This window comes from Bacteroides graminisolvens, from assembly GCF_963666085.1.
Lineage (GTDB): Bacteria > Bacteroidota > Bacteroidia > Bacteroidales > Bacteroidaceae > Bacteroides > Bacteroides graminisolvens.
Genome location: NZ_OY762556.1, coordinates 1,533,614 through 1,556,112, shown reverse-complemented (window position 1 = coordinate 1,556,112; position 22,499 = coordinate 1,533,614). Strand labels below are relative to the sequence as shown.

The following is a 22,499-nucleotide window of genomic DNA, read 5'->3' as shown; positions in this document are numbered from 1 at the left end:
CAAGCACTTCCTTTAATTCAAAAACTGATGGCGGGCATTTACATACATGTACCTTTCTGCAAGACGCGTTGCATTTATTGCGATTTCTATTCAACGACACAAAGTTCGCTGCAACCAAAGTACGTTTCAGCCTTATGTAAGGAACTGGTTCAACGAAAAGAATATTTAGATTCAGAATCGGTAGAGACAATTTATTTTGGAGGAGGCACACCTTCACAACTTAATTACGAAGAGCTCACCGCAATCTTCCAAACGATTACAGAGAACTACAGGGTTACCGAAAATGCAGAAGTCACTATGGAAGCTAACCCGGATGATTTATCGTCAACTTACTTAGATTTACTTCGTAAATTACCGTTTAACCGTATCAGTATGGGTATTCAGACGTTTCACGATGGCACACTTAAACTTCTTAAGCGACGTCACAGCGCATTACAAGCATTTGAAGCGTTCAAAAAAAGCAGAGTTGCAGGCTTTAATAATATCAGTATTGATTTAATGTATGGACTACCAGGTGAAAGTATCCAGACTTGGAAAGAGGATATTAACAAGGCTATATCACTAAGTCCTGAACACATATCTGCCTACCATCTTACATATGAACAAGGTACACCTATATATAATATGTTGCAACAGCATAAGATAAGAGAAGTCACCGAAGAGCTCAGCGTGACTTTCTTTAATATCCTCCGAGAGGAATTACTCACATCCGGATACGAGCATTACGAAATATCAAACTTCTGTCGGCCTGGTAAGGAATCCAGGCACAACACATCGTATTGGAAAGGGGTGAACTATTTGGGGTGTGGTCCTTCTGCCCATTCGTTTAACGGAAAAAGCAGAGAATGGAATGTATCTTCACTTATTGACTATATAAAAGGGATAGAGAAGGGGGAAAGAGATTTTGAAACAGAGGAACTCAATGCAGACACCCGATACAACGAACTGATAATTACATCGTTGCGAACATCAAAAGGGATATGCCTAGATCAAATTACACAAATATTTGGAGGTGCATATACTGATTATTGCCTGAAAATGGGAACAAAATACATTGAACAGGAGTCGTTAATAATAGAATCAGGCTATTTAAGACTAACGGAAAAGGGCCTTTTTATTTCCGATGGAATCATGAGCACTTTATTAAAAGTAGAGAACTAGCACTATATACAATATTAATTAACTACAATAGAAACTAATATGAAAACAAGTAAAAAACTATTCTATCTATTCATTTTTGCATGCTGCCTCAGTTCATGCAGGAGCAGCAAAAGTATGCAAGCTGATTTCAGACAATTAGAAACAAGTCTGTTCTACGAATTAACTACTCCAGAGTACAAAGGGACAAAAAACACTAAGGTCTACTTGGATCGTATTGATAAATCCAAAATGCCAGTCTTTACTAAAGTCAAAAAGGACGGCAGCCTATTTCTGCCTCTTCTGTTTGTTAATTATAGTTCGCAAGACTACGCAATAACAATGGGAGAGAGCTGTTTAAAAGAAAACTATTGCAAGTTTCTAACAGATGCATTGTTGGCAGAATGTAACGGTAGCAGTTGTTTTTATCTGACTGATTCCATGCATGAAATGTATAGCGACTCTGATTACGTACTTAAAGTTGAGATTGTGCAAAATGAAACCACAAGTCAAGTTAAGATTGAACAAGGAAATTACTACGTATATGGAGGAAATGATGAAGAAAGCTATTACGGCGAGTACTCAAACCGAGCTGCCAAAAAAGCAACTACAAACCTCTCATTTTGGGTAAGACTATTTAAAGGTGATAACTGCCTCACGACCAATATATACAATGTGAACAAGAGTTTTAAATGCAAAGACTGTAGCTTTGAACAAACGATTGACGCCAATCAGGCAAGCCTTGACAACATGGCAGAATGCCTTTCATTAGCAACGAAAGAGATGGTCGAACAAATAAGCAATGAGATAAACCTCTTTTTAGTGGTAAGATAAGCCAAGCAAACAAGAGCAATCGTTGGATGATTGCAGGCAAAATGCCCTCTACACAATCACAAGAGGGCATTTATAGCATACTTATATTACAAATTCATTTCATTTACATACTAAAACAGAACAAATACACAGCAAGCAATTGACCTACATCAAGAAAACATGCTAAAAAACATATTTTTAGAAATTTCTCTTTTATGTTATAAAACATACTCTTATCTTTGTATCGGTAAAAAGAAAAAGCTAAGCGCTTAGACCTGATTCAACAGGTATTAGTTTTTTTATAGTTTTCAAGGATAACAAAAGTTTTTAGGTATAACAAATTAAAAAAGTAGGTATTATGAAACGTTTAGGATTAACATTAGTAGCAGTATTCTGCTTGGCTGCCAGTTCTTTTGCAGCAGGAAACCAACCTACAACTGCAAATTGGGAAGGTAACATCAACGTAAACAAGTTGAGTAAATATTTGAAATTAAATTCAAATCAAACTGAAGAAGTTGCTAACATCTGCGATTATTTCTCTAATCAAATGGATAAAGCGGCTAACTCATCAAAGAAACAAGATGAATTATTGAAGAACGCTGTTTACGGCAATCTCAAACTGATGAAACAAACGCTGTCTCCAGAACAGTACAGCAAGTACAATACAGTTTTGAACATCACTTTGCAGAATAAAGGTATTGAGCTGAAATAAAGATCTCAAATAAGATCTTCCTTATTAATAGATGCACCGAAAAGCCGAAAAGAAATGGCTCTCCGGTGTTTTATTTTTTATAGCACAAAAACATCATGATAGGTAAAACCTTTAATAAGATTACAATTTGGTGACACATCAATCCATTTATGATCATAAAACCTCATAAATAGTTGATCTAAATCAAAAAAGAACGCTAAACTATAAAATAGATGCATTTTAATTTTTATGTTGTAGAACATATAATTATCTTTGCATCAGTAAAAAGAAAAAGCTAAGCGCTTAGACAAGATTCAATAGATATTAGATTATTAAAGTTTTTAGGTATAACAAATTAAAAAAGTAGGTATTATGAAACGTTTAGGATTAACATTAGTGGCAGTATTCTGCTTGGCTGCCAGTTCTTTTGCAGCAGGAAATCAACCTACAACTGCAAAATGGGAAGGAAACATCAACGTTAATAAGTTGAGTAAATATTTAAAGCTCACTTCTAATCAAACAGAAGAAGTAGCCAATATATGCAATTATTTCTCTGAACAAATGGACAAAGTGTCTAACTCTTCAAAGAAACAAGATGAATTAATTAAAAATGCTGTATACGGTAACCTAAAGTTGATGAAAAAGACTTTATCACCTGAGCAGTATGCAAAGTACAACACCCTTCTAAATATTACTTTGCAAAATAAAGGGATTGAATTGAAATAAAAAGTTTCAACTATATAAAAAAAAGGTATTGCAGTTTTAACCTGCAATACCTTTTTTTTGTTTCAGCCATTAAATTGTAATCATCGTAGCTCCAAAACCATATTCCTGAAAAGATGCATCTTGATAGCGACACTTATTATATTTCTTTCTAAGTTCATCTAGTAATGCTTTACGCAACACGCCATCACCTTTACCATGAATAAATACTATTTTTTGTCCCGATTTACTTTTATAAGACTCCATTACTTCCCTAAATTTATCTAGCTGATAATTCAGCATCTCACTATTTGACATGCCAGCAGTAGAATCGAGCAACTCATTAATATGCAAATCAACCTCCACCACATTATTTTTAATAACTTCTCGGCGACCGGCTTTGTTTTTAGGTTCTTCCAAATCTTTCTTCTGCAGCAACGCCGATTTAATATCATCAGCAGAAACCAAAACTTGTCGGCCCGGCACATCAGCTTTAACTATATCATAAATGAGAACCGGTTCTTCAAAAAAGACAGACTCACTAAATGTATGTAGCTTGTAAAATTTGACTGTATCAATACGGAACTCTACAGAAACAGCTGGCTTCTGAGCAAAAGTTTTTCCATCCTTAAAAGCAATTAGTTGAATGGCCACATGCTCTATTTCATTAAGAACTTCACGACCAAATTCTTCAAGCAGCAATTTAGTATTAGGCTCTAATAAACCGTGTGAACGACTCTTCCACGCCTTACCCTCCGCACTTAAATATTGGTAATACATAAAGTAGTTACTATCATTCACTAAATAACTAGCAAAAGAAGTGTTGCTGATAACTTTGATATCATCGGGCACAAAAGCCAAAAAGACATTCAATTTATCCCCCCCACTCAGTTCAACCGGACGTAGTGTTATTTCGGGTTTAATGATTTTCTTTTCAGGCTGAACAGAAACTGGGCCTGACGAAGATTTACGTTTTATATTGTAATCATCCGTTTCAATTACGACGCATTCGCGAATTAGCATAGGGAAATCAAAACCGTCTGCATCTTCTACCAAAACGATGTCTTTTCCCTTAAAACCTGTCACAATTCCCCCACCCACTTCATTAAGGAATCTGACTCTATCTCCTATTTTCATAAGCACATATACAAATTAATTCTTTATTTCAGCAAATATCGCTACTTTTGCGCAAGAAAGAAAGAAATCATGCAAGAAAACCCAAAACATATCAAAATAAGCGAATACAACTATTCTCTTCCAGAGGAACGCATCGCTAAATATCCGCTGACAGTAAGGGATGAGTCAAAACTACTCATTTACAACCGAGGCGAAATTACTCAGGATCACTTTTTGTCTCTACCGAATTATATTGATTCAAACGATTTAATGATTTTCAATAACACGAAAGTGATTCAGGCCAGACTTCATTTTCGTAAAGAAACAGGCGCATTAATTGAAATATTCTGCTTAGAACCAATATCACCTAACGACTATGTACTCAACTTCCAACAAACGGAACATGCAGCTTGGTTGTGCATGATTGGAAATCTCAAGAAATGGAAAGAAGGAGCTTTACATAAAACAATTATTGTAAAAGAGACAGAAATTATGCTGACCGCTACACGCGGTGCAAATCACGGAACAAGTCATTGGGTTGATTTCAAGTGGAACAATCCAGGGATAACTTTTGCGGATATACTGGAAGAGTTCGGAGAATTACCCATTCCTCCTTATCTTAACCGTGAAACAGAAGAAAAGGATAAAGAAACATATCAAACAGTTTACTCAAAAATAAAAGGATCCGTTGCGGCACCTACTGCAGGACTACATTTTACGCCACGTGTATTTGAGGCCTTAGCTAGTAAAAAAATAGAATGCGAGGAATTGACCCTTCATGTGGGAGCAGGAACATTTAAGCCTGTAAAGAGTGAAGAGATAGAAGGGCATGAGATGCATACAGAATATATTTCTGTATCACGAACCACCTTGAAGAAACTTATAGAACATCATGGAAAAGCAATTGCAGTAGGAACTACCTCAGTGCGCACATTGGAAAGTTTGTATCATATTGGCGTGAAATTATATAATAATTCGAATGCACAAGAAGAGGAACTACATGTACAACAATGGCAGCCATACAATAAAAATTCAGAAGAAAATATTTCTGCCACTGAAGCATTGCAATGCATTGTAGACTACTTGGATAAACATCAGATGGAAGCATTACATAGCAGCACCCAGATTATTATTGCTCCAGGTTATGACTATCGCATTGTAAAAGCTATGGTGACTAATTTTCACCAACCACAAAGCACTTTATTACTTCTTGTTTCAGCGTTTGTGAAAGGTAATTGGAAAGCCATATACAATTATGCATTGAAAAATGAATTCCGTTTCTTAAGCTACGGAGATTCTTCACTACTAATTCCTTAAAATAAAAATGAACAAAGATAATAATGAGGAACTATTTCCTTTAGTCGACGAAGAAGGCAACATAATCGGTGCTGCCACACGTGGTGAATGCCACGATGGAAGCAAGAAACTACATCCGGTTATTCATTTGCACGTTTTTAACTCAAAAGGAGAACTTTACTTGCAAAAACGTCCCGAATGGAAAGATATTCAGCCCGGCAAGTGGGATACTTCCGTAGGCGGACATGTCGATCTTGGTGAAAGTGTTGAAATAGCGCTTAAGAGAGAAGCGCAGGAAGAATTGGGTATCAGCGATTTCAAACCTGAAATTCTAGCGCATTACATATTCGAATCAGAACGAGAACGAGAATTGGTTTTTGCGCACAAAACCATATATGACGGACTTATAAATCCCAGTGAAGAACTTGACGGTGGTCGTTTCTGGAGTATTGATGAAATCAGAGAACATTTAGGAAAAGGCGTATTTACTCCCAACTTTGAAAGCGAGCTTCAGCGAATAAAACTTTTCTAAACAAGACAACCATGCGATTGTACAATAGGATCAATGCTATAAAACGTATCAATCAACTTGCCGGGAAAAGTGTTCCGTTTGTTTTTCTCATCAACTTTGAACATAATTGTTCATACATTGAAGAAACAAACGCAATAGATACCGACGAACTGTTGTATCAGTTTGGTACTAAAACGAATTACCAGCATACAAATACACCAGTTAAACCTCATCCTATTGTATGGAGTCCTAGTCCAATACCTTTCGAAGAATATCAAAAAGCATTCCATCAAGTGAAAAACAACATCTTAAAAGGAAATAGCTTTTTGGCAAACCTTACTTGTATAACACCAGTGGAATCTAACTTAAGCTTAGATGATATTTTTGTTCATTCTGAGGCAACCTATAAAATCAGGTTAGCTAACCATTTTGTATGTTTCTCACCAGAAACTTTCATTAAAATCAATAACGGCATTATTAGTAGCTACCCCATGAAAGGAACGATTCGAGCTGACCTTCCCCGCGCAGCCGAAAAGCTATTGGAAGATGAGAAAGAGATGGCCGAACATGCCACAATTACTGATCTCATCCGTAATGACCTCAGCATGGTTGCTCACAAAGTTTCAGTTACCCGCTACCGCTATATTGACAAACTCACAACCAACAGCGGAAAGATCCTACAAACCAGCACGGAAATAACAGGTAGATTACCTGATAACTATCATCAAAATTTAGGAAACATATTATTCAAACTACTCCCTGCTGGTTCTATTACTGGTGCACCCAAAAAGAAAACAACCGAAATTATAAAAGAAGCCGAGAACTATGATCGGGGATTTTACACCGGAATAGCCGGTTATTTTGACGGTTTTTCTTTAGATTCAACAGTTATGATTCGCTTTGTTGAATTGCAAAACGGCAAACTTTATTTTAAAAGCGGAGGTGGGATTACTTGTCAAAGTAATGCTATAAGTGAATATCAAGAAATGATTCAGAAAATATATGTGCCAATTTATTGAAACCATACGAATTGAAAATGGAGTTATTCATAATCTTGAATATCATAATCGACGATTTAACTCCACACGTCGACAGTTTTTTCCGCATGCTATCGATCTTGATTTAGGTACTTCTATTAAAGTACCTTCTGAAGGAGGAAGAATAAAATGTCGTATTCTATACAACGAAGAAATACGTGAAATTACATATACCCCTTATACATTACGACCCATACATTCATTACAAATAATCCATTGTAATAGTCTGAATTATCGATATAAAAGTTCTTCTCGAGATGAATTAAGCGCTTTATTTGCTCAGCGTAATAGCTGTGACGATGTGTTAATTGTAAAAAATGGTATGCTAACTGACACCTCCATTGCCAATATAGCAGTCGGTAATGGATCTCAATGGTTTACCCCCGCTAAACCTCTATTAGAAGGAACACAAAGGGCGTTTCTTATTAATAAAGGAATAGTTATTCCAAAAGATATTATTGTCGAAGATATTTTTTGTTATAAAAAGATAGCCCTGTTCAATGCCCTAATCCCCTTCGGAGAATTAATCATCCCTATTACTCCTCAGACTATCATCCGTTGTTCAGAAAACAATAAGCTATCTGAATAAATAAAAAAGGTGCCCATTATATGGCACCTTTCTATTCAATCAATTGTACGTATACAGATTATTTAGCTAATTCGTTTATGACATTCATGATTTTCTGCCCAATTTCTTCGGCTGCTTCCATCGTAGAGCCTTCACTATACACTCGAATAATCGGTTCCGTATTGCTTTTGCGCAAATGCACCCACTTATCTGCAAAATCAATTTTCACACCATCAATATCGTTTATCTCCTCGTCTCGATATATCTCTTTTACTTTAGCCAGAATAGCATCTACATCAATTTCCGGAGTAAGGTCTACCCTATTTTTAGCAATAAAGTAAGGAGGATACGTGGCGCGTAGTTCACTAACTTTTTTCCCTTCATGGGCCAGATGACTAAGGAACAACGCAATTCCTACCAAAGCATCACGTCCATAATGACTTTCCGGATAAATAACTCCGCCGTTGCCTTCACCTCCTATTATAGCATGCGTTTCCTTCATCTTGGTTACCACATTCACTTCACCCACTGCAGATGCATAATATTCCATTCCATATTTGCGGGTTACATCACGTAACGCTCGAGTTGAACTCAAATTTGAGACCGTATTACCGGGAGTATGTCTCAATACATAATCCGCCACAGTAACTAACGTATATTCTTCTCCATACATAGTGCCATCTTCAGAAATCATAGCTAATCTGTCAACATCAGGGTCAACGACAAAAGCCACATCCGCTTTTCCTTCTTTCATCAGATTCATTATGTCGCCCAGATTTTTTTCTAGCGGTTCAGGGTTATGTGCAAAGTGTCCAGTAGGATCGCAATATAATTTTTCAATTGACTTGACTCCCAACTGCTCAAGCAACTGAGGTAGGATGATACCCCCAACTGAGTTTACACAGTCTATTGCCACCCGGAATCCAGCATTTCTAATGGCATCAACGTCTACTAACTTCAACGCCAACACACTATCAATATGTTTTTGGTTATAAGTGAGATCCTGTCTGTAAGTTCCCAGTTTATCAACTTCTGCATAACAAAAATCTTCAGCCTCAGCCATACGCAAAACCTCGCTTCCCTCCTCCGAATTTAAGAATTCGCCATCTTCATTGAGTAATTTCAAGGCATTCCATTGTTTGGGATTATGCGATGCAGTAAGAATAATACCGCCACAAGCTCCTTCCATGGTTACAGCTAACTCGGTCGTTGGAGTGGAAGCCAAATCAATATCAACAACATCCCAACCCATTCCCATGAGTGTCCCTACAACCACATTCTTCACCATTTCCCCCGAGATACGGGCGTCACGTCCTACAACTATTTTATTACTGCTACCCTTACAAGTTCTTCGAATTAAAGTAGCATAAGCCGAAGTAAATTTAACTATATCAAGCGGATTAAGTCCTTCACCTGTCACCCCGCCAATGGTACCTCGAATACCGGAAATCGATTTTATTAATGTCATAGTTTATCGGTTAAAAAAATTAGGTTCTTAGTAAATTTGGAATCTTCTGATGTCATAGAAATAAGGATATACATACCTTAAAGAGGAGTCATGCCCCATTTTGGAAGGAACAATTAGTTTCACATGAGCACGATCGGTCACGTACTTCAAAGCCAATAACCATCCTGAAGGAACAGCAGTCCCATACGAATACAACATGCTGCCGGCAGTAAACAGACCTGAAGCTGTCGTACCCGAAAGAGAATATCGGAATTCATCTACCCATCCGTCAGCATCATAGTTAGACACAGATGTTGTATCCTGAGACATGATATCATATTCCATGAAACGAACCAGTACTATATCATTATTTTTAATGGAATCTCCGGTTCCTTTATCAACAATTTGCATGTACACACCACCTGAAAGAGCCACATACTCGTTCGTTTTCAAATCCGTTGTATTGCCTTTAGCCTCGAAATCAACCAGCGAAAGCACTTTAATATTGTTTTTGGAAATAAAATCCTTGATGGCATTATCCTCATCTTCAAGCTGCTCTGCGTAAGTTTTGGTATCATCGCACGCCTGAAACATAAATCCCAAACACAATAAGGTAACAAATAACAAAGTAAGTTTTTTCATTTTCTCTATATAATAAGTAAGGCAAAAATATTCTATTTTTATTGAAAGTTAAAAATATCGGCGTAAACTTCTGAAATATTAACCTTTAAAGCAATACTTTTAACCGTTGCATTGCTAAATATGCAGTTTAAGCGTTGAGCAACTCCTTGTATCTTTCCAATCCATCTTCAAAGACAGCTCTCGCCTCTTCCAATGTTCCGCAGAACTCTCCTCCCGAAGCGTTCAAATGACCGCCCCCATTAAAGAAATCGGCCGCAAATTTATTGCAAGGAAAGGTACCTACAGAGCGCAAAGATATCTTAATCATCTGCTTCTCAGTATCTTCACGCAAGAAACAAGTGAAGCAAACATCTTTAATCGACAAAGGAATATTAACGAAACCTTCGCTATCACCCTTTATATAGTCAAATTTGCCTTGTTCTTCTTTTGATAAAGAAATAAGAGCTGCATGATGTTCTTTATACACATGCATATTAGAAAGAATATATCCCATCAGTCGAAGCCGACTTTCGGAGTACGTATTGTACACTTTACGGTAAATATCATCCTTGTCTATCCCCTTTGATAGCAATTCACTTATAATAAAATAGATTTCTCTGTTATTAGAATTGTAAGTGAATCCTCCCGTGTCTGTCATCATTCCCGTATAAATACATTCTGCTCCTTCCAGAGTGATATCTTCAAAGTATCCCATGCGACAAATCAGACGGAATACAAGTTCGGAAGTAGAAGATATCTCAGGATGAGAAATAACGATCTCGCAAAATGATTCGGGATGTAAATGATGATCAACCATTATTTTCCGTGCTTTGGAAGCCAACACAACATCACCTAACTCTTCTATTCGTTTGATAGCATTAAAATCCAAACAAACAATGACATCAGCCTCCGTTATAAGGCGATCAGCAAAGTCTTTATAACGATCATAAAGCACAACCTCCTTGGCCCCGGGCATCCATTTCAAAAAATCAGGAAAGGCATTAGGGACAACAACATGCACCGTTTTCTCTTGTGACTCAAGAAAATGCATCAATCCCAATGAAGAACCAATAGCATCGCCATCCGGTGAAACATGTGATACAATGACAATACTCTCTGAGCGTTCAAACCACTTGGTAAAATGATCTATTTTAGTTTGATCTATAATTTTGCTTAGCATACTATTCTTATAAATGATTGGCAAAAGTAACAAAATATTTCCTCAATCAGATCAAAAAGGTAACAGAACCTTTCTCAGCCAAGGAAATAAAGTGAATTCCCAATGCGGTACATTCATCAGTGAGAGTCTTTTGACGAGAACCAGCAAAAGAACCATCAATCAATACAACGCTAACCTTAAATAGTTCTGTTAGTTCTTTTATTGTCCCTTTATAACCTTTACAAACATATAGATAATCAATTCTAAGTCGGCTATCAGCCGATGAAAGCGTCCAACCTCTAGTGCGCATGAAGCAAATCCTCTTCCCGCAAAAATTGTACATTCGATTTGGAAAAAAAACGTTTTGATTGATAGGTGCCCCACGCATCACAACAGGCGTTTCCAGTTGCAACCGGCTCCAATGACGGTTCATAACTTGATGCACTCGCTTGTTAGTTGGCACAGTATCTGCATAAGCAAGCAGTGAACTACCATCGGACCTGATAAAGTGTGCAGCGGCACAACCCGGTATGTTGTAAAAAGCAATACTGTTTTGAGGGCGATCATGCAAACGCATCACTAGATGATAACTACACAAAGAAAGCAGCAAAGTTAATGCGCAAATCAATGTTTTAGCCTCTTTCTTATAAAAGAAACGTACTCCGAAAAAAAGTAAAAGATAAATAAGAGGAACTTCCAATGTGTAAACCCATACCGACTCTAGTGAGGAGTAAGGCAAATGTTCCACCCAGCGCACCGAACTATTGAGAAAGTCAAGTGCTTGTTTCAACAGCCAAACAATCCATTGTTGGATGAAAGGTAGTGGAATAAAAAGGAAAAAGGCAATTGACAAGTACATTATAACGGAGGCTAGAGGTATCACCAGCAAGTTAGTCAATAAGAAATGGGTAGAGAAGCGTGAAAAATAATAAAGTACCAAAGGGGCGGTACCTATCTGAGCAGCTAGAGAGATCGATAGTATACCCCATACATAGCGTAGCAATTTATGTTTGGGGGTAATTCTATTATATATTAATGGGTGAATAAACAAAATAGCAGTAACTGCTACGAATGAGAGTTGAAAGCCAACATCGAAAAGCCAGCAAGGAGAAACCAGTAACATCATAAAAGCCGCTGCCGATAGGCTATTTAGCGAAAACAGGCGTCCGTTGGCCAAAGTAGAGAGAGCAAAGAAGGAAAACATGACAGCCGATCGAACCACTGAGGGAGACAAGCCAGCTATAAATGCAAATAGCCATAACACAGCAATGACAACTACAGCACGTACTATTTTCAATTTAAATGAACGTGAGAATCCCCGCATTAAAAACAATAGCAAGCCATACAAGAATCCCACATGCAAGCCTGAGAGCGCAAGCACGTGACTGGCTCCAGAAATAGAGAAACTCTCACGAATACTATCACTCAAATCATCTTTGTAACCAATGGTTAGTGCTGAAAGAACAGCATACTGATCTGATAAAAAATTCTGTTGGTGATAAAGGTTCAATAAGCCATGTTGCCAATCGGAAGCGATCTGTCGCAATGTTCTGCTATCCGTATGCCCGTTTTTCTTCCAACTGCCTGATGCAATAAATGCTGTACCGCTAATACCTTGATGCAAGAGATAACGAGAATAGTTGAATTCATCAGGATTCCCATTATTTTTCGGTAGTGAAATTTTGCTGCGAATAAGTAGCTCATCACCACGCTTTAGCGTTTTGCTAAGTGAATCTTTTGAAAAATACAAAAGTATTTTTTCGCCGGTCGGCTGTAAAGAGGCCGAAAACAAAAGGCTTTTTTCCTTTTCCTGTACGTGATTCGTTAACACAACACGAGAAGTAGCTTCTTCTATAGGAAATACAGCAACTACCTTCTCTAAATGAAAACTACAGACTGCCATTCCTAACGTCAGGAAAAAAACATAAACGCCTGCACCAAACAACCAACGAAAAGTGTACTTCCGGCAAAAGAAGCCTGATAGTAACAAGAAGAAAGATAGAAGAAACAAACAGAAAAGAAACCCCAACAACACAGAACGGTGAGCCTCAAAGAGATAATCGGCCATAGCTATCCCACTAGCTAGCGGAATAAACAAACGCAAAAAAACATGTTGATGCAAAAAAGCCAGCTGAGGAACCACAGGCTTATATTATAGATTCTTTAAATCAACAATCATCCTTTTGGGATCGGGTGCACTAAAAATGGCACTTCCGGCAACCAGTACATCTGCTCCTGCCTCAACTAACAGAGCACCCGTTTCTTTGTTGACTCCACCATCCACTTCAATCAACGCTTTTGAGCCAGTTTCTTCAATCAATGCACGTAATTCTTTCACTTTATCAACTGAGTGCTCAATGAATTTCTGTCCGCCAAAGCCCGGATTTACGCTCATAATGAGTACCATATATACATCACGAATAATATCTTTCAGCAAAGAAACCGGTGTGCCCGGATTGATTGTTACCGCAGGCTCCATACCCGCTTCACGAATCTGCTGTATCACCCGATGGATGTGGGGACATGCCTCGTAATGCACATTCATTACATGTGCACCCAGTGCCTTTACCTCATTGACAAATTTTTCGGGATTCACAATCATCAAATGCACATCAAGCGGTTTCTCGCTCAATTCGGCAACAAACTTCAACACAGGAAAGCCAAAAGAAATATTAGGAACAAAAACTCCGTCCATTATATCAATATGTACCCACTCTGCTTCACTGTTATTAATCATTTCAATATCTTTTGCCAGGTATGCGAAATTCGCCGATAAAATAGATGGGGCTATAATTGGTTTCATAATTGCAGTTGTTTTTAATTTTATAAATACAAAAATACATGATTGTTTTTAGATTACGACATGAAGTAAGACAAAAACACATAGTAAACCTCAAAAAGAATGAACTTAGCTAACTTAGCGCACATGTAACTCCGCCAACGGATACTTGCACAAGTGTTGTTGCTCATAAAATGATAGAAAAGAAGTATCACCAAGTATCACCAACCTTATAACAAATTGATAATCAGATAATTATAGGTGACACTTGGCTAAAAAAAAGCCTCACCAAGTATCACCAAGTATCACCAACTTTTTTGGCGATGATTCCTTATAAGCATCTATCTGTTTATTGTTTGTATATAGGGATTTTCGTTGGTTCCTTTATGTATTTATTTTGCGGATTGGCTGTTTTCGTTACATTCGAAACACCACGGTTTGTGCCCTAATAATAACCTGATAAAAGAACCACAATGATTTGGAATTGACAGTATAATGTATTATCTTTGTACTTATAAGCTTATAGTATATTCAAATTATTATAGGCGCAAAGGCAGGAGTTCGTACTCCTGCCTTTTTTTATGTCTTAACGGTTTATGATTGCATTAACACGGTGTCTCGCGCCGGTTCGCACGGTAGCAAAAGACCCCTGAGCAACCGTGTTACAGTCGTAAGACGGTTGCTCAGGGGCCAAAAGACGGTTTACGATTTAAAATTGCTCGTTATCTTTTAAAAAAAGTCGGTTATGTTTTTCAAAAAGTTGGTTATGTTTTACCAAAGTCTTGCTGATGATTGTTGCTCCCTGCTTTATTAGTTAATAATACATAAAACTGCTCTTGACAAGATTCCTTTGATTCATGATGTAAATGGGAGAATTTGTAAAATTAGTTCCACCAATCAGCAGAATTAACTTAACGCGTGTTTAACTCTATCAATTGGTTTTTCATTCATGTGGTTAATATATGGATCAATCCACCTTCATATAAAAATGATTGGTCAGCTTGAATCCTCTCAATAGTTCATCCGTTTTCAAACGTTTCTTCCCGGGCAATTGCAATTCTTTGATAGCAAGGAAACCATCAACCACAGCAACATGAATAAATGATTTGCCATCTGTGCGGATTGTACCCGGCTCAAAACGATGCTCTTCTATTATCTTTTCCGAATCAAATATCTTCACGACCATTGATTCGTCGGCAGGAGATACCCATTCCGCCCACGCGGCCGGATAAGGCGAGAGTCCTCTGATGAAGTTATACACCGATTTAACCGACTGCCTCCAATTTATCCGGCAAGTATCTTTAAAGATTTTGGGAGCCGGACGCAGTTCGCCTTGTACGGCCATTTTATCTTGAGGCATAGCTTTAACTGTTCCTTGCAGAATAGCATCAACCGTTTCAATAACCAACTTACCGCCTAACACCATCAACTTATCATGTACCGTTCCTACATTATCGGTTTCCTCAATAGGCACACTTACCTGCTGAATTACCTCTCCCGTATCAATTTCTTGTTGCAAAAAGAATGTAGTTATACCTGTTTCTGTATCTCCATTTATCACCGCCCAGTTAATAGGAGCTGCTCCACGATATTGAGGCAGCAAAGAAGCATGCAAATTAAACGTGCCCAAACGAGGCATATTCCACACCACCTCAGGCAACATACGAAATGCAACCACTATTTGCAAATCAGCTTTCCATTCGCGCAAAGCTTCAATAAATGTCTCCTCCTTCAGTTTTTCGGGTTGTAATAAAGGTAAATTATTCTCCAGAGCAAACTCTTTGACAGGAGAATACTGTATTTTGTGCCCTCTTCCTGCGGGTTTATCGGGCATGGTAATCACCCCTACTACGTTGTACCCTCCTTTAATCAGGCAACGCAGAGGCTCAACAGCAAACTCCGGAGTGCCCATATATACTATTCTTAAATCCTTTTTATCCATCATACTAACTTAACTAAAAAGATTAATCTTCCGAGAAATGAACCAATACCTGTCGATACGAATTAAATATTTTCGATTTCGAAACAAACCCTAAGTACCGACTATCTCTATCCACAACCGGTAAGTTCCACGCCTTTGTGTCATCGAAAGTTTTCATCACCTGCTCCATGCTATCTGTGTCAAATAAACGGGCTGGCACAGAAGTCATCAGCTTATTAACCGTAAACCGGTGATACAATTCTTGACGAAACATAATATTACGGATGTCATCTAACAATACAATACCCAACAACACTCCATTCTTATCAGTTACAGGAAATACATTGCGGTGAGAGGTTGAAATGGCTTTAACCAGTTCACCCAAATCCATTTCAGGATGAACCGTCACAAAATCTTTCTCTACCACATTTTCCATTTTCATCAACGTGAGCACTGCTTTATCTTTATGATGGGTAAGTAGTTCTCCTTTTTTGGCTAAACGCATGGAGTAAATACTATGAGGCTCAAACACAATGATGGTAAGATAAGAACTTACGGCCACAATCATCAATGGAAGGAATAAATCATATCCTCCGGTCAGTTCAGCAATCAGAAACACACCCGTCAACGGTGCATGCATCACCCCACTCATTACGCCTGCCATTCCCATAAGAGCAAAGTTTTTCTCGGGCAATCCGGGAAAAATGCCTAGTTCGTTACTGAAGTGAGAAAATATAAAGCCAGCAATACAGCCCAGAAAAAGTGAAGGGGCAAAAATACCTCCGCATCCCCCGCCTCCATTTGTAGCAGCCGATGCGAATACCTTAAAAAGGACAATAAGCAACAAGTAAACAAGGAGTAAGTTACCGTATCCGTAAAACAGAGAATTATTCATAACGGTATCCCATTCCATATTGCTTATCCCGTTGAGCAATAATTCTATGGTATCATAACCTTCACCGTAAAGCGGAGGAAAAAGGAAGATTAGTATACTCAGCATGACACCTCCCAAAACTAATTTGCTGTACACCCCCTTGAAACGGGCATAGAAATTCTCGACCACATTCATGGCTCGGGTGAAATACAAAGAAACCAGTCCGCAAAAAATGCCTAACAAAATAACATACGGAATACGTTCCAATAAAAACGGTTGATCCATGTGGAACTTGAACATAGCCTCTTGTCCGGTAACAACATAAGAAACCGTCGCAGCAGTAACCGAGGTAATAAGCAATGGCAGCAAAGAACTCATGGTTAGATCAATCATCAATACCTCGATGGTGAAAACGAGTCCCGCGATTGGTGCCTTGAAGATGCCCGATATCGCTCCGGCAGCACCGCATCCCACAAGCAACATCAACGTGCGTTGCTCCATTTTAAAAAGACTTCCCAAGTTAGAACCTATAGCAGACCCCGTCAAAACAATAGGTGCCTCCGCTCCTACTGAACCACCAAAACCAATAGTAATAGCACTGGCAATTGTTGACGACCAGATATTATGTCGTTTGATGCGTCCCTGCCTACGCGAGATGGCATAAAGAATCTTTGTAACTCCATGACTAATGTCATCTTTCACAATATTACGGACAAACAAACCAGCCAAAAAGATTCCCACTACCGGATAAACCAAATACAAATAGTTAGCTTCAGTTGAATCGAAATTGTCGGTAAGGAAGTTCTGAATAAAATGAATAAGATACTTTAATATTAAAGCAGCAAAAGCTGTAAACAAGCCTACCAGAAAACTTAACATCAAGATAAAATGCTTCTCCTGAATTTCGTTTTCCCGCCAAATGATAAAACGCTGAATGATACCTATGTTTATTTTTTCCATGATAACTGTTTATTCCCAAGCCCTTGGTTCGGAATCTATTCTCTAATAATTTTAATTACGCCACCCTTGTCAAGTTTAATAATACTCGAAGGTTTGGGGCGACTCATCTCATTTTGACGATACGTAACCACATAATCCACCAACGATTTAATTTCTTCACTGATTTCACTGAAGTTAGCCGGCGAAGGCTGTCCGCTTATATTAGCTGAAGTTGACACAATAGCTTTGCGAAAGCGTTGACACAACTGACGCGAAAAATCTTCGGAAGTAACACGTATACCTACACTACCGTCTTCCGCCAATAAGTTTTGAGCCAAGTTCCGAGCACCTGAATAAATAATAGTCATCGGTTTATCTGCCAATTCTATTAAATCCCACGCTACAGATGGGACTTCATCCACATAGAAATCAACTTTCACTGCAGAATCAACTAATACGAGCATCGCTTTACTATCAGCCCGTTGTTTGATTTCATAAACTTTACGTACCGCATCAGGGTTTGTGGCATCGCAACCAAGTCCCCAAATGGTATCAGTAGGATAAAGAATAACACCGCCTTCGGCCATTACCTGGCAGGCTTTTTTAATATCTTCAATCATTTCTTTGCCTATTGTATAATGAATAACACGCAAAAATAGTACTTTTGCCCGACAATAAAAAGTTTAAGAGAGAACATAATGGAAGAAATTGAATTTCACCACACACTGCCCATACAGCTTCGTTTCAACGATGTAGACAAGTTTGGGCATGTGAACAATGCTGTTTATTTTACCTTTTATGATTTGGGAAAGACAGAATACTTCGCCTTTGTATGTCCGCATGTCGACTGGAGTAAAGATGGAATTGTAGTTGTCAACATCGAAGCCAATTTCCTCTCGCCCGTATTTTCATCTGATAATGTGGCTGTGCAGACTGCCGTATATGAAATCGGCAAAAAAAGTTTCCATCTTATTCAACGTGTGGTCGACGTTGATACGGACGAAGTAAAATGCATCTGTAAATCGGTTATGGTAGCTTTTGATCTCGAGAAGAACGAATCTAAAGAACTGGAAGAAGAATGGAAAGATGCCATCTGTCAGTTCGAAGGTCGTGACCTGCGAAAAAAATAATCGTTAAATTTCTACGTGGGCTTTCGTTTTTTTTCGTACTTTTACCAATCAATGGCGAAGCACAACAAGCCGCCATTCCTTTGAAGCAAAGAAAGAAAAAAAACAATATATAAAATGAATCACAAATGGAATTATCGACCCATAACACCAGAAGAAGAACAAGCGAGTGAGCAATTGGCCCGGGAACTGGGAATCAGTCCTATCCTGGGTCGTCTATTAATACAACGGGGAATAACAACAGCAATTGAAGCTAAGAGTTTTTTCCGTCCGCAACTGCTTGATTTGCACGATCCATTCTTGATGAACGATATGGATATTGCAGTGGAACGCCTGAACAAGGCGATGGGAAAGAAAGAACGTATACTGATTTACGGAGATTACGATGTTGACGGAACCACAGCCGTGGCTCTTGTTTACAAGTTCATCCAACAATTCTATTCTAACATTGATTACTACGTACCCGACCGGTACAATGAAGGCTACGGAGTTTCTTACCGGGGGATTGATTATGCTGCAGAAACCGGCGTAGGATTAATCATCGTACTCGATTGCGGTATCAAAGCTGTCAATGAAATCACTTATGCAAAAGAGAAAGGGATCGATTTCATTGTCTGTGATCACCATGTGCCCGACGACATACTGCCACCCGCCGTAGCCATCCTTAATGCCAAACGAGCCGACAACACTTATCCTTACACACATCTTTCGGGATGCGGCGTAGGATTTAAATTCATGCAAGCATTTGCCCTCAACAACGGTATAGAATTTCACCACCTGATTCCGTTACTCGATTTAGTTGCCGTGAGTGTCGCGTCGGACATCGTTCCGATTATGGGCGAAAACCGCATTCTGACCTACCATGGACTTAGGCAAATAAACAGTAACCCCAGTGTAGGATTGAAAGCCATTATCGATGTATGCGGACTAACTGAGAAGGAAATTACCGTCAGTGATATTGTTTTCAAAATCGGACCGCGCATCAATGCATCGGGACGCATACAAAACGGGAAAGAGGCGGTTGACCTGCTGACAGAGAAGGATTTGTTAGCCGCCTTAGAAAAGGGTAACCAAATCAACCAGTACAATGAAACCCGAAAGGACCTGGATAAAACAATGACAGAAGAAGCCAATCACATCGTAACAGAGCTTAAAGGACTGGCGGACCGTCGCTCCATTGTACTCTACAACGAAGACTGGCACAAAGGAGTTATCGGAATTGTGGCCTCACGACTGACCGAAGTTTATTACCGTCCCGCCGTAGTACTTACACGTACTGATGACATGGCAACAGGATCGGCTCGTTCTGTTTCCGGATTCGATGTATATAAAGCCATTGAACATTGTCGCGACTTGCTTACCAGCTTTGGCGGCCATACGTATGCTGCCGGCCTATCAATGAAAATTGAACAAGTACCCGAGTTTACCAGACGATTTGAAGAATTCGTATCGAAACATATTCTGCCCGAACAGACCTTTGCGGTGATTGATATTGATGCTGAAATTGACTTCAAAGACATCAACGCCAAGTTCTCCAGTGATCTGAAGAAGTTCAACCCTTTTGGACCAGGAAATAACAAACCCATATTTTGTACGCATCACGTTTATGATTATGGTACTAGTAAAGTGGTAGGGCGCGATCAAGAACACATCAAGCTGGAGCTGGTCGACAATAAATCGAATAACGTTATGAACGGCATTGCATTCGGACAAAGTTCTCATGTACGCTATATCAAAACCAAACGTTCTTTTGATATCTGCTACTCCATTGAAGAGAACTCCCATAGAAAGGGCGAAGTGCAATTACAAATTGAAGATATCAAACCCGCAGAGTGAGCCTTTATCACGAAATACTCAAACGCTATTGGGGGTATGACGCTTTTCGCGATTTGCAGGAAGAAATTATCACCAGCATTGGAGAAGGAAAAGATACCCTCGGGCTAATGCCTACCGGTGGAGGAAAGTCTATCACCTTTCAGGTACCGGCATTGGCAAAGGAAGGAATGTGCCTCGTTATTACCCCGCTCATTGCATTGATGAAAGATCAGGTAGAAAACCTAAAGAGCAGGGACATAAAGGCCATAGCCATTTATTCGGGCATGACCCGTCAAGAAATTATAGTTGCATTGGAAAACTGCATCTTCGGAAACTATAAATTCTTATACATCTCACCGGAACGACTTGACACGGAAATATTCCGTGTCAAGCTCCGCTCCATGAACATCAGCATGATTACCGTTGACGAAAGTCATTGCATCTCGCAATGGGGTTATGACTTTAGACCGGCTTACCTGAAGATTGCCGAAATCAGAGAACTTCTACCAGACATTCCGGTACTTGCACTCACAGCAACAGCTACTCCCGAAGTTGTGAAAGACATTCAACAACGTCTTCATTTCAAAAAGGAGAATGTATTTCGAATGAGTTTTGAGCGCAAGAATCTGGCTTATATTGTGCGCAACACTGACAATAAGACCGGCGAAATTCTGCACATATTGAACCGAATGCCCGGAAGTTCCATCATCTACGTACGAAATAGAAAACGAACCAAAGAAACCACACTTTTCCTTCAACGTGAAGGTATCACAGCCGACTTCTATCATGCCGGCCTGAACAATGACGTGAAAGACCTTCGCCAGAAACGATGGCAATCCGGTGAATGCCGGGTGATGGTTGCCACCAATGCCTTTGGTATGGGAATAGACAAACCCGATGTAAGGACCGTTATTCACTTAGATTTGCCCGACTCTCCCGAAGCCTACTTTCAAGAAGCGGGAAGAGCAGGAAGAGATGGTGAAAAGGCATACGCCATTATCTTGTATGCTAATTCGGATAAGGCCGCTCTTAAAAAACGAATATCAGATACCTTTCCCGAAAAAGACTATATAAAGCAGGTTTACGAGCAACTGAATTACTATTACCAAATGGCAATGGGCGACGGATTGGGGTGTATGTTCGATTTTAACCTCGAGGACTTCTGCCGAAAATACAAACACTTCCCTGTGCCTGCCGACAGCGCCCTAAAGATCCTGACCCAGGCTGGTTACATTGAATACACCGACGAACAAGACAATGCGTCACGACTACTCTTCACCATACGCCGCGAAGAACTTTATAAACTTCGTGAAATGGGTGAACAGGCAGACTTATTGATACAAACCATCCTTCGTTCATACACAGGCGTGTTTACCGATTATGCTTATATACACGAAGATTCGTTGGCTATACGCACAGGTCTTACCCGCCAACAGATATACGATTTACTCATCGTATTGGCCAAACGAAGAATCCTCGATTATGTTCCACACAAAAAGACACCTTATATTATATATAAAAGAGAGCGAGTAGAATTGCGGCATCTTCAAATCAGCCAAACCGTATACGAAGAACGCAAAGAGCGTTACGAAGCCCGTATCAAAGCCATGCTGGAATATGTAACATCAGAAACGGCTTGCCGCAGCAGGATGTTGCTGCATTACTTCGGAGAGAAGAACGAACACAACTGCGAGCAATGCGACACTTGCATCAATCGAAAGAAAAACAATGGGGTGACCGATTCGTCCTATAATGCGTTACGCAGGCAGATTCTGGAAATGCTCAGTGTGCAACAACGCACACCTGCCGATCTAGCCCGACTCATTGAGGCCGATAAAGAAGAGATTGCCGCCGTTATTCGCTTTCTGCTTGACAAAGGAGAAATTCAAATGGAGGATGGTATGCTTCAAACAAAAAATACTACTTTTGCAAATAACTAAAAAATA

Annotated in this window: 20 protein-coding genes; 11 read left to right on the top strand and 9 right to left on the bottom strand. The window is 39.2% G+C overall.

All coding sequences use genetic code 11. The annotated features are described in order from the left end of the window. The first annotated feature begins 27 nt into the window (after positions 1-27). The 4 genes from hemW to ACKPCE_RS06385 all read left to right on the top strand — a co-directional run bounded on the left by hemW (position 28) and on the right by ACKPCE_RS06385 (position 3,367). Positions 28-1,161: a radical SAM family heme chaperone HemW gene (gene hemW, locus ACKPCE_RS06400; RefSeq protein ID WP_319504558.1), complete on the top strand. Its 1,134-nt coding sequence runs from the start codon at positions 28-30 to the stop codon at positions 1,159-1,161. Between the two features lie 39 nt (positions 1,162-1,200). Then, the gene (locus ACKPCE_RS06395; RefSeq protein ID WP_319504557.1) at positions 1,201-1,971 is read left to right on the top strand and encodes a hypothetical protein; all 771 of its coding nucleotides are present in this window, start codon (positions 1,201-1,203) and stop codon (positions 1,969-1,971) included. Positions 1,972-2,308: 337 nt separating this feature from the next. Continuing rightward, complete coding sequence (locus ACKPCE_RS06390; protein ID WP_276964553.1) at positions 2,309-2,662, top strand: hypothetical protein; 354 nt, start codon at positions 2,309-2,311, stop codon at positions 2,660-2,662. Positions 2,663-3,013: 351 nt separating this feature from the next. Continuing rightward, on the top strand, positions 3,014-3,367 hold the full coding sequence (locus tag ACKPCE_RS06385) for a hypothetical protein (RefSeq protein WP_024996627.1): 354 nt from the start codon (positions 3,014-3,016) through the stop codon (positions 3,365-3,367). A 69-nt stretch (positions 3,368-3,436) separates the two neighbouring features. On the opposite strand, the gene ACKPCE_RS06380 is transcribed toward ACKPCE_RS06385, so the two are convergent. Further along, entirely contained in the window at positions 3,437-4,480 is a 1,044-nt protein-coding gene (locus tag ACKPCE_RS06380; RefSeq protein ID WP_276994093.1) for a DUF2027 domain-containing protein, read from the bottom strand. A 69-nt stretch (positions 4,481-4,549) separates the two neighbouring features. Here ACKPCE_RS06380 and ACKPCE_RS06375 point away from each other — a divergent pair, with 69 nt between their 5' ends. The 4 genes from ACKPCE_RS06375 to ACKPCE_RS06360 are packed head-to-tail and all read left to right on the top strand — an operon-like array spanning position 4,550 to position 7,892. Continuing rightward, complete coding sequence (locus tag ACKPCE_RS06375; RefSeq protein WP_319504556.1) at positions 4,550-5,776, top strand: S-adenosylmethionine:tRNA ribosyltransferase-isomerase; 1,227 nt, start codon at positions 4,550-4,552, stop codon at positions 5,774-5,776. A gap of 7 nt (positions 5,777-5,783) precedes the next feature. Beyond that, on the top strand, positions 5,784-6,287 hold the full coding sequence (locus ACKPCE_RS06370; RefSeq protein WP_319504555.1) for an NUDIX hydrolase: 504 nt from the start codon (positions 5,784-5,786) through the stop codon (positions 6,285-6,287). 11 nt (positions 6,288-6,298) lie between these two features. After that, entirely contained in the window at positions 6,299-7,285 is a 987-nt protein-coding gene (locus ACKPCE_RS06365) for an aminodeoxychorismate synthase component I (RefSeq protein WP_319504554.1), read from the top strand. Beyond that, positions 7,269-7,892, top strand: coding sequence for an aminotransferase class IV family protein (locus ACKPCE_RS06360; protein ID WP_319504553.1), 624 nt, complete (start codon positions 7,269-7,271; stop codon positions 7,890-7,892). The genes ACKPCE_RS06365 and ACKPCE_RS06360 overlap by 17 nt, the downstream gene beginning before the upstream one ends. 58 nt (positions 7,893-7,950) lie before the next feature. Here the strand turns inward: ACKPCE_RS06360 and glmM are convergent, their stop codons facing one another. The 8 genes from glmM to ACKPCE_RS06320 all read right to left on the bottom strand — a co-directional run bounded on the left by glmM (position 7,951) and on the right by ACKPCE_RS06320 (position 18,231). After that, positions 7,951-9,339 carry a phosphoglucosamine mutase gene (gene glmM, locus ACKPCE_RS06355; RefSeq protein ID WP_319504552.1) on the bottom strand — a complete coding sequence of 463 codons (1,389 nt, stop codon included), beginning with the start codon at positions 9,337-9,339 and terminating at the stop codon, positions 7,951-7,953. Positions 9,340-9,366: 27 nt separating this feature from the next. Next, the gene (locus ACKPCE_RS06350) at positions 9,367-9,960 is read right to left on the bottom strand and encodes a BamK family beta-barrel-assembly machinery protein (RefSeq protein WP_319504551.1); all 594 of its coding nucleotides are present in this window, start codon (positions 9,958-9,960) and stop codon (positions 9,367-9,369) included. Between the two features lie 127 nt (positions 9,961-10,087). Then, positions 10,088-11,119: a DHH family phosphoesterase gene (locus tag ACKPCE_RS06345; RefSeq protein ID WP_024996634.1), complete on the bottom strand. Its 1,032-nt coding sequence runs from the start codon at positions 11,117-11,119 to the stop codon at positions 10,088-10,090. A gap of 46 nt (positions 11,120-11,165) precedes the next feature. Further along, entirely contained in the window at positions 11,166-13,166 is a 2,001-nt protein-coding gene (locus ACKPCE_RS06340; RefSeq protein WP_319504550.1) for a ComEC/Rec2 family competence protein, read from the bottom strand. An 84-nt stretch (positions 13,167-13,250) separates the two neighbouring features. After that, positions 13,251-13,901 (bottom strand): ribulose-phosphate 3-epimerase, encoded by a 651-nt coding sequence (gene rpe / locus ACKPCE_RS06335; RefSeq protein WP_319504549.1) that lies wholly within the window; start codon positions 13,899-13,901, stop codon positions 13,251-13,253. 943 nt (positions 13,902-14,844) lie between these two features. Next, the gene (gene fmt, locus ACKPCE_RS06330) at positions 14,845-15,819 is read right to left on the bottom strand and encodes a methionyl-tRNA formyltransferase (protein WP_319505930.1); all 975 of its coding nucleotides are present in this window, start codon (positions 15,817-15,819) and stop codon (positions 14,845-14,847) included. Positions 15,820-15,841: 22 nt separating this feature from the next. Then, entirely contained in the window at positions 15,842-17,632 is a 1,791-nt protein-coding gene (locus tag ACKPCE_RS06325; RefSeq protein WP_319504548.1) for a chloride channel protein, read from the bottom strand. A gap of 35 nt (positions 17,633-17,667) precedes the next feature. After that, the gene (locus tag ACKPCE_RS06320) at positions 17,668-18,231 is read right to left on the bottom strand and encodes an L-threonylcarbamoyladenylate synthase (RefSeq protein WP_276966625.1); all 564 of its coding nucleotides are present in this window, start codon (positions 18,229-18,231) and stop codon (positions 17,668-17,670) included. Positions 18,232-18,309: 78 nt separating this feature from the next. Here ACKPCE_RS06320 and ACKPCE_RS06315 point away from each other — a divergent pair, with 78 nt between their 5' ends. The 3 genes from ACKPCE_RS06315 (at position 18,310) to ACKPCE_RS06305 (ending at position 22,493) form a co-directional block, all read left to right on the top strand. Further along, positions 18,310-18,741 carry an acyl-CoA thioesterase gene (locus tag ACKPCE_RS06315; protein WP_276966626.1) on the top strand — a complete coding sequence of 144 codons (432 nt, stop codon included), beginning with the start codon at positions 18,310-18,312 and terminating at the stop codon, positions 18,739-18,741. 114 nt (positions 18,742-18,855) lie between these two features. Continuing rightward, positions 18,856-20,574: a single-stranded-DNA-specific exonuclease RecJ gene (gene recJ / locus ACKPCE_RS06310; protein WP_319504547.1), complete on the top strand. Its 1,719-nt coding sequence runs from the start codon at positions 18,856-18,858 to the stop codon at positions 20,572-20,574. Further along, positions 20,571-22,493 carry a RecQ family ATP-dependent DNA helicase gene (locus ACKPCE_RS06305; protein ID WP_319504546.1) on the top strand — a complete coding sequence of 641 codons (1,923 nt, stop codon included), beginning with the start codon at positions 20,571-20,573 and terminating at the stop codon, positions 22,491-22,493. The genes recJ and ACKPCE_RS06305 overlap by 4 nt, the downstream gene beginning before the upstream one ends. Positions 22,494-22,499 lie beyond the last annotated feature (6 nt).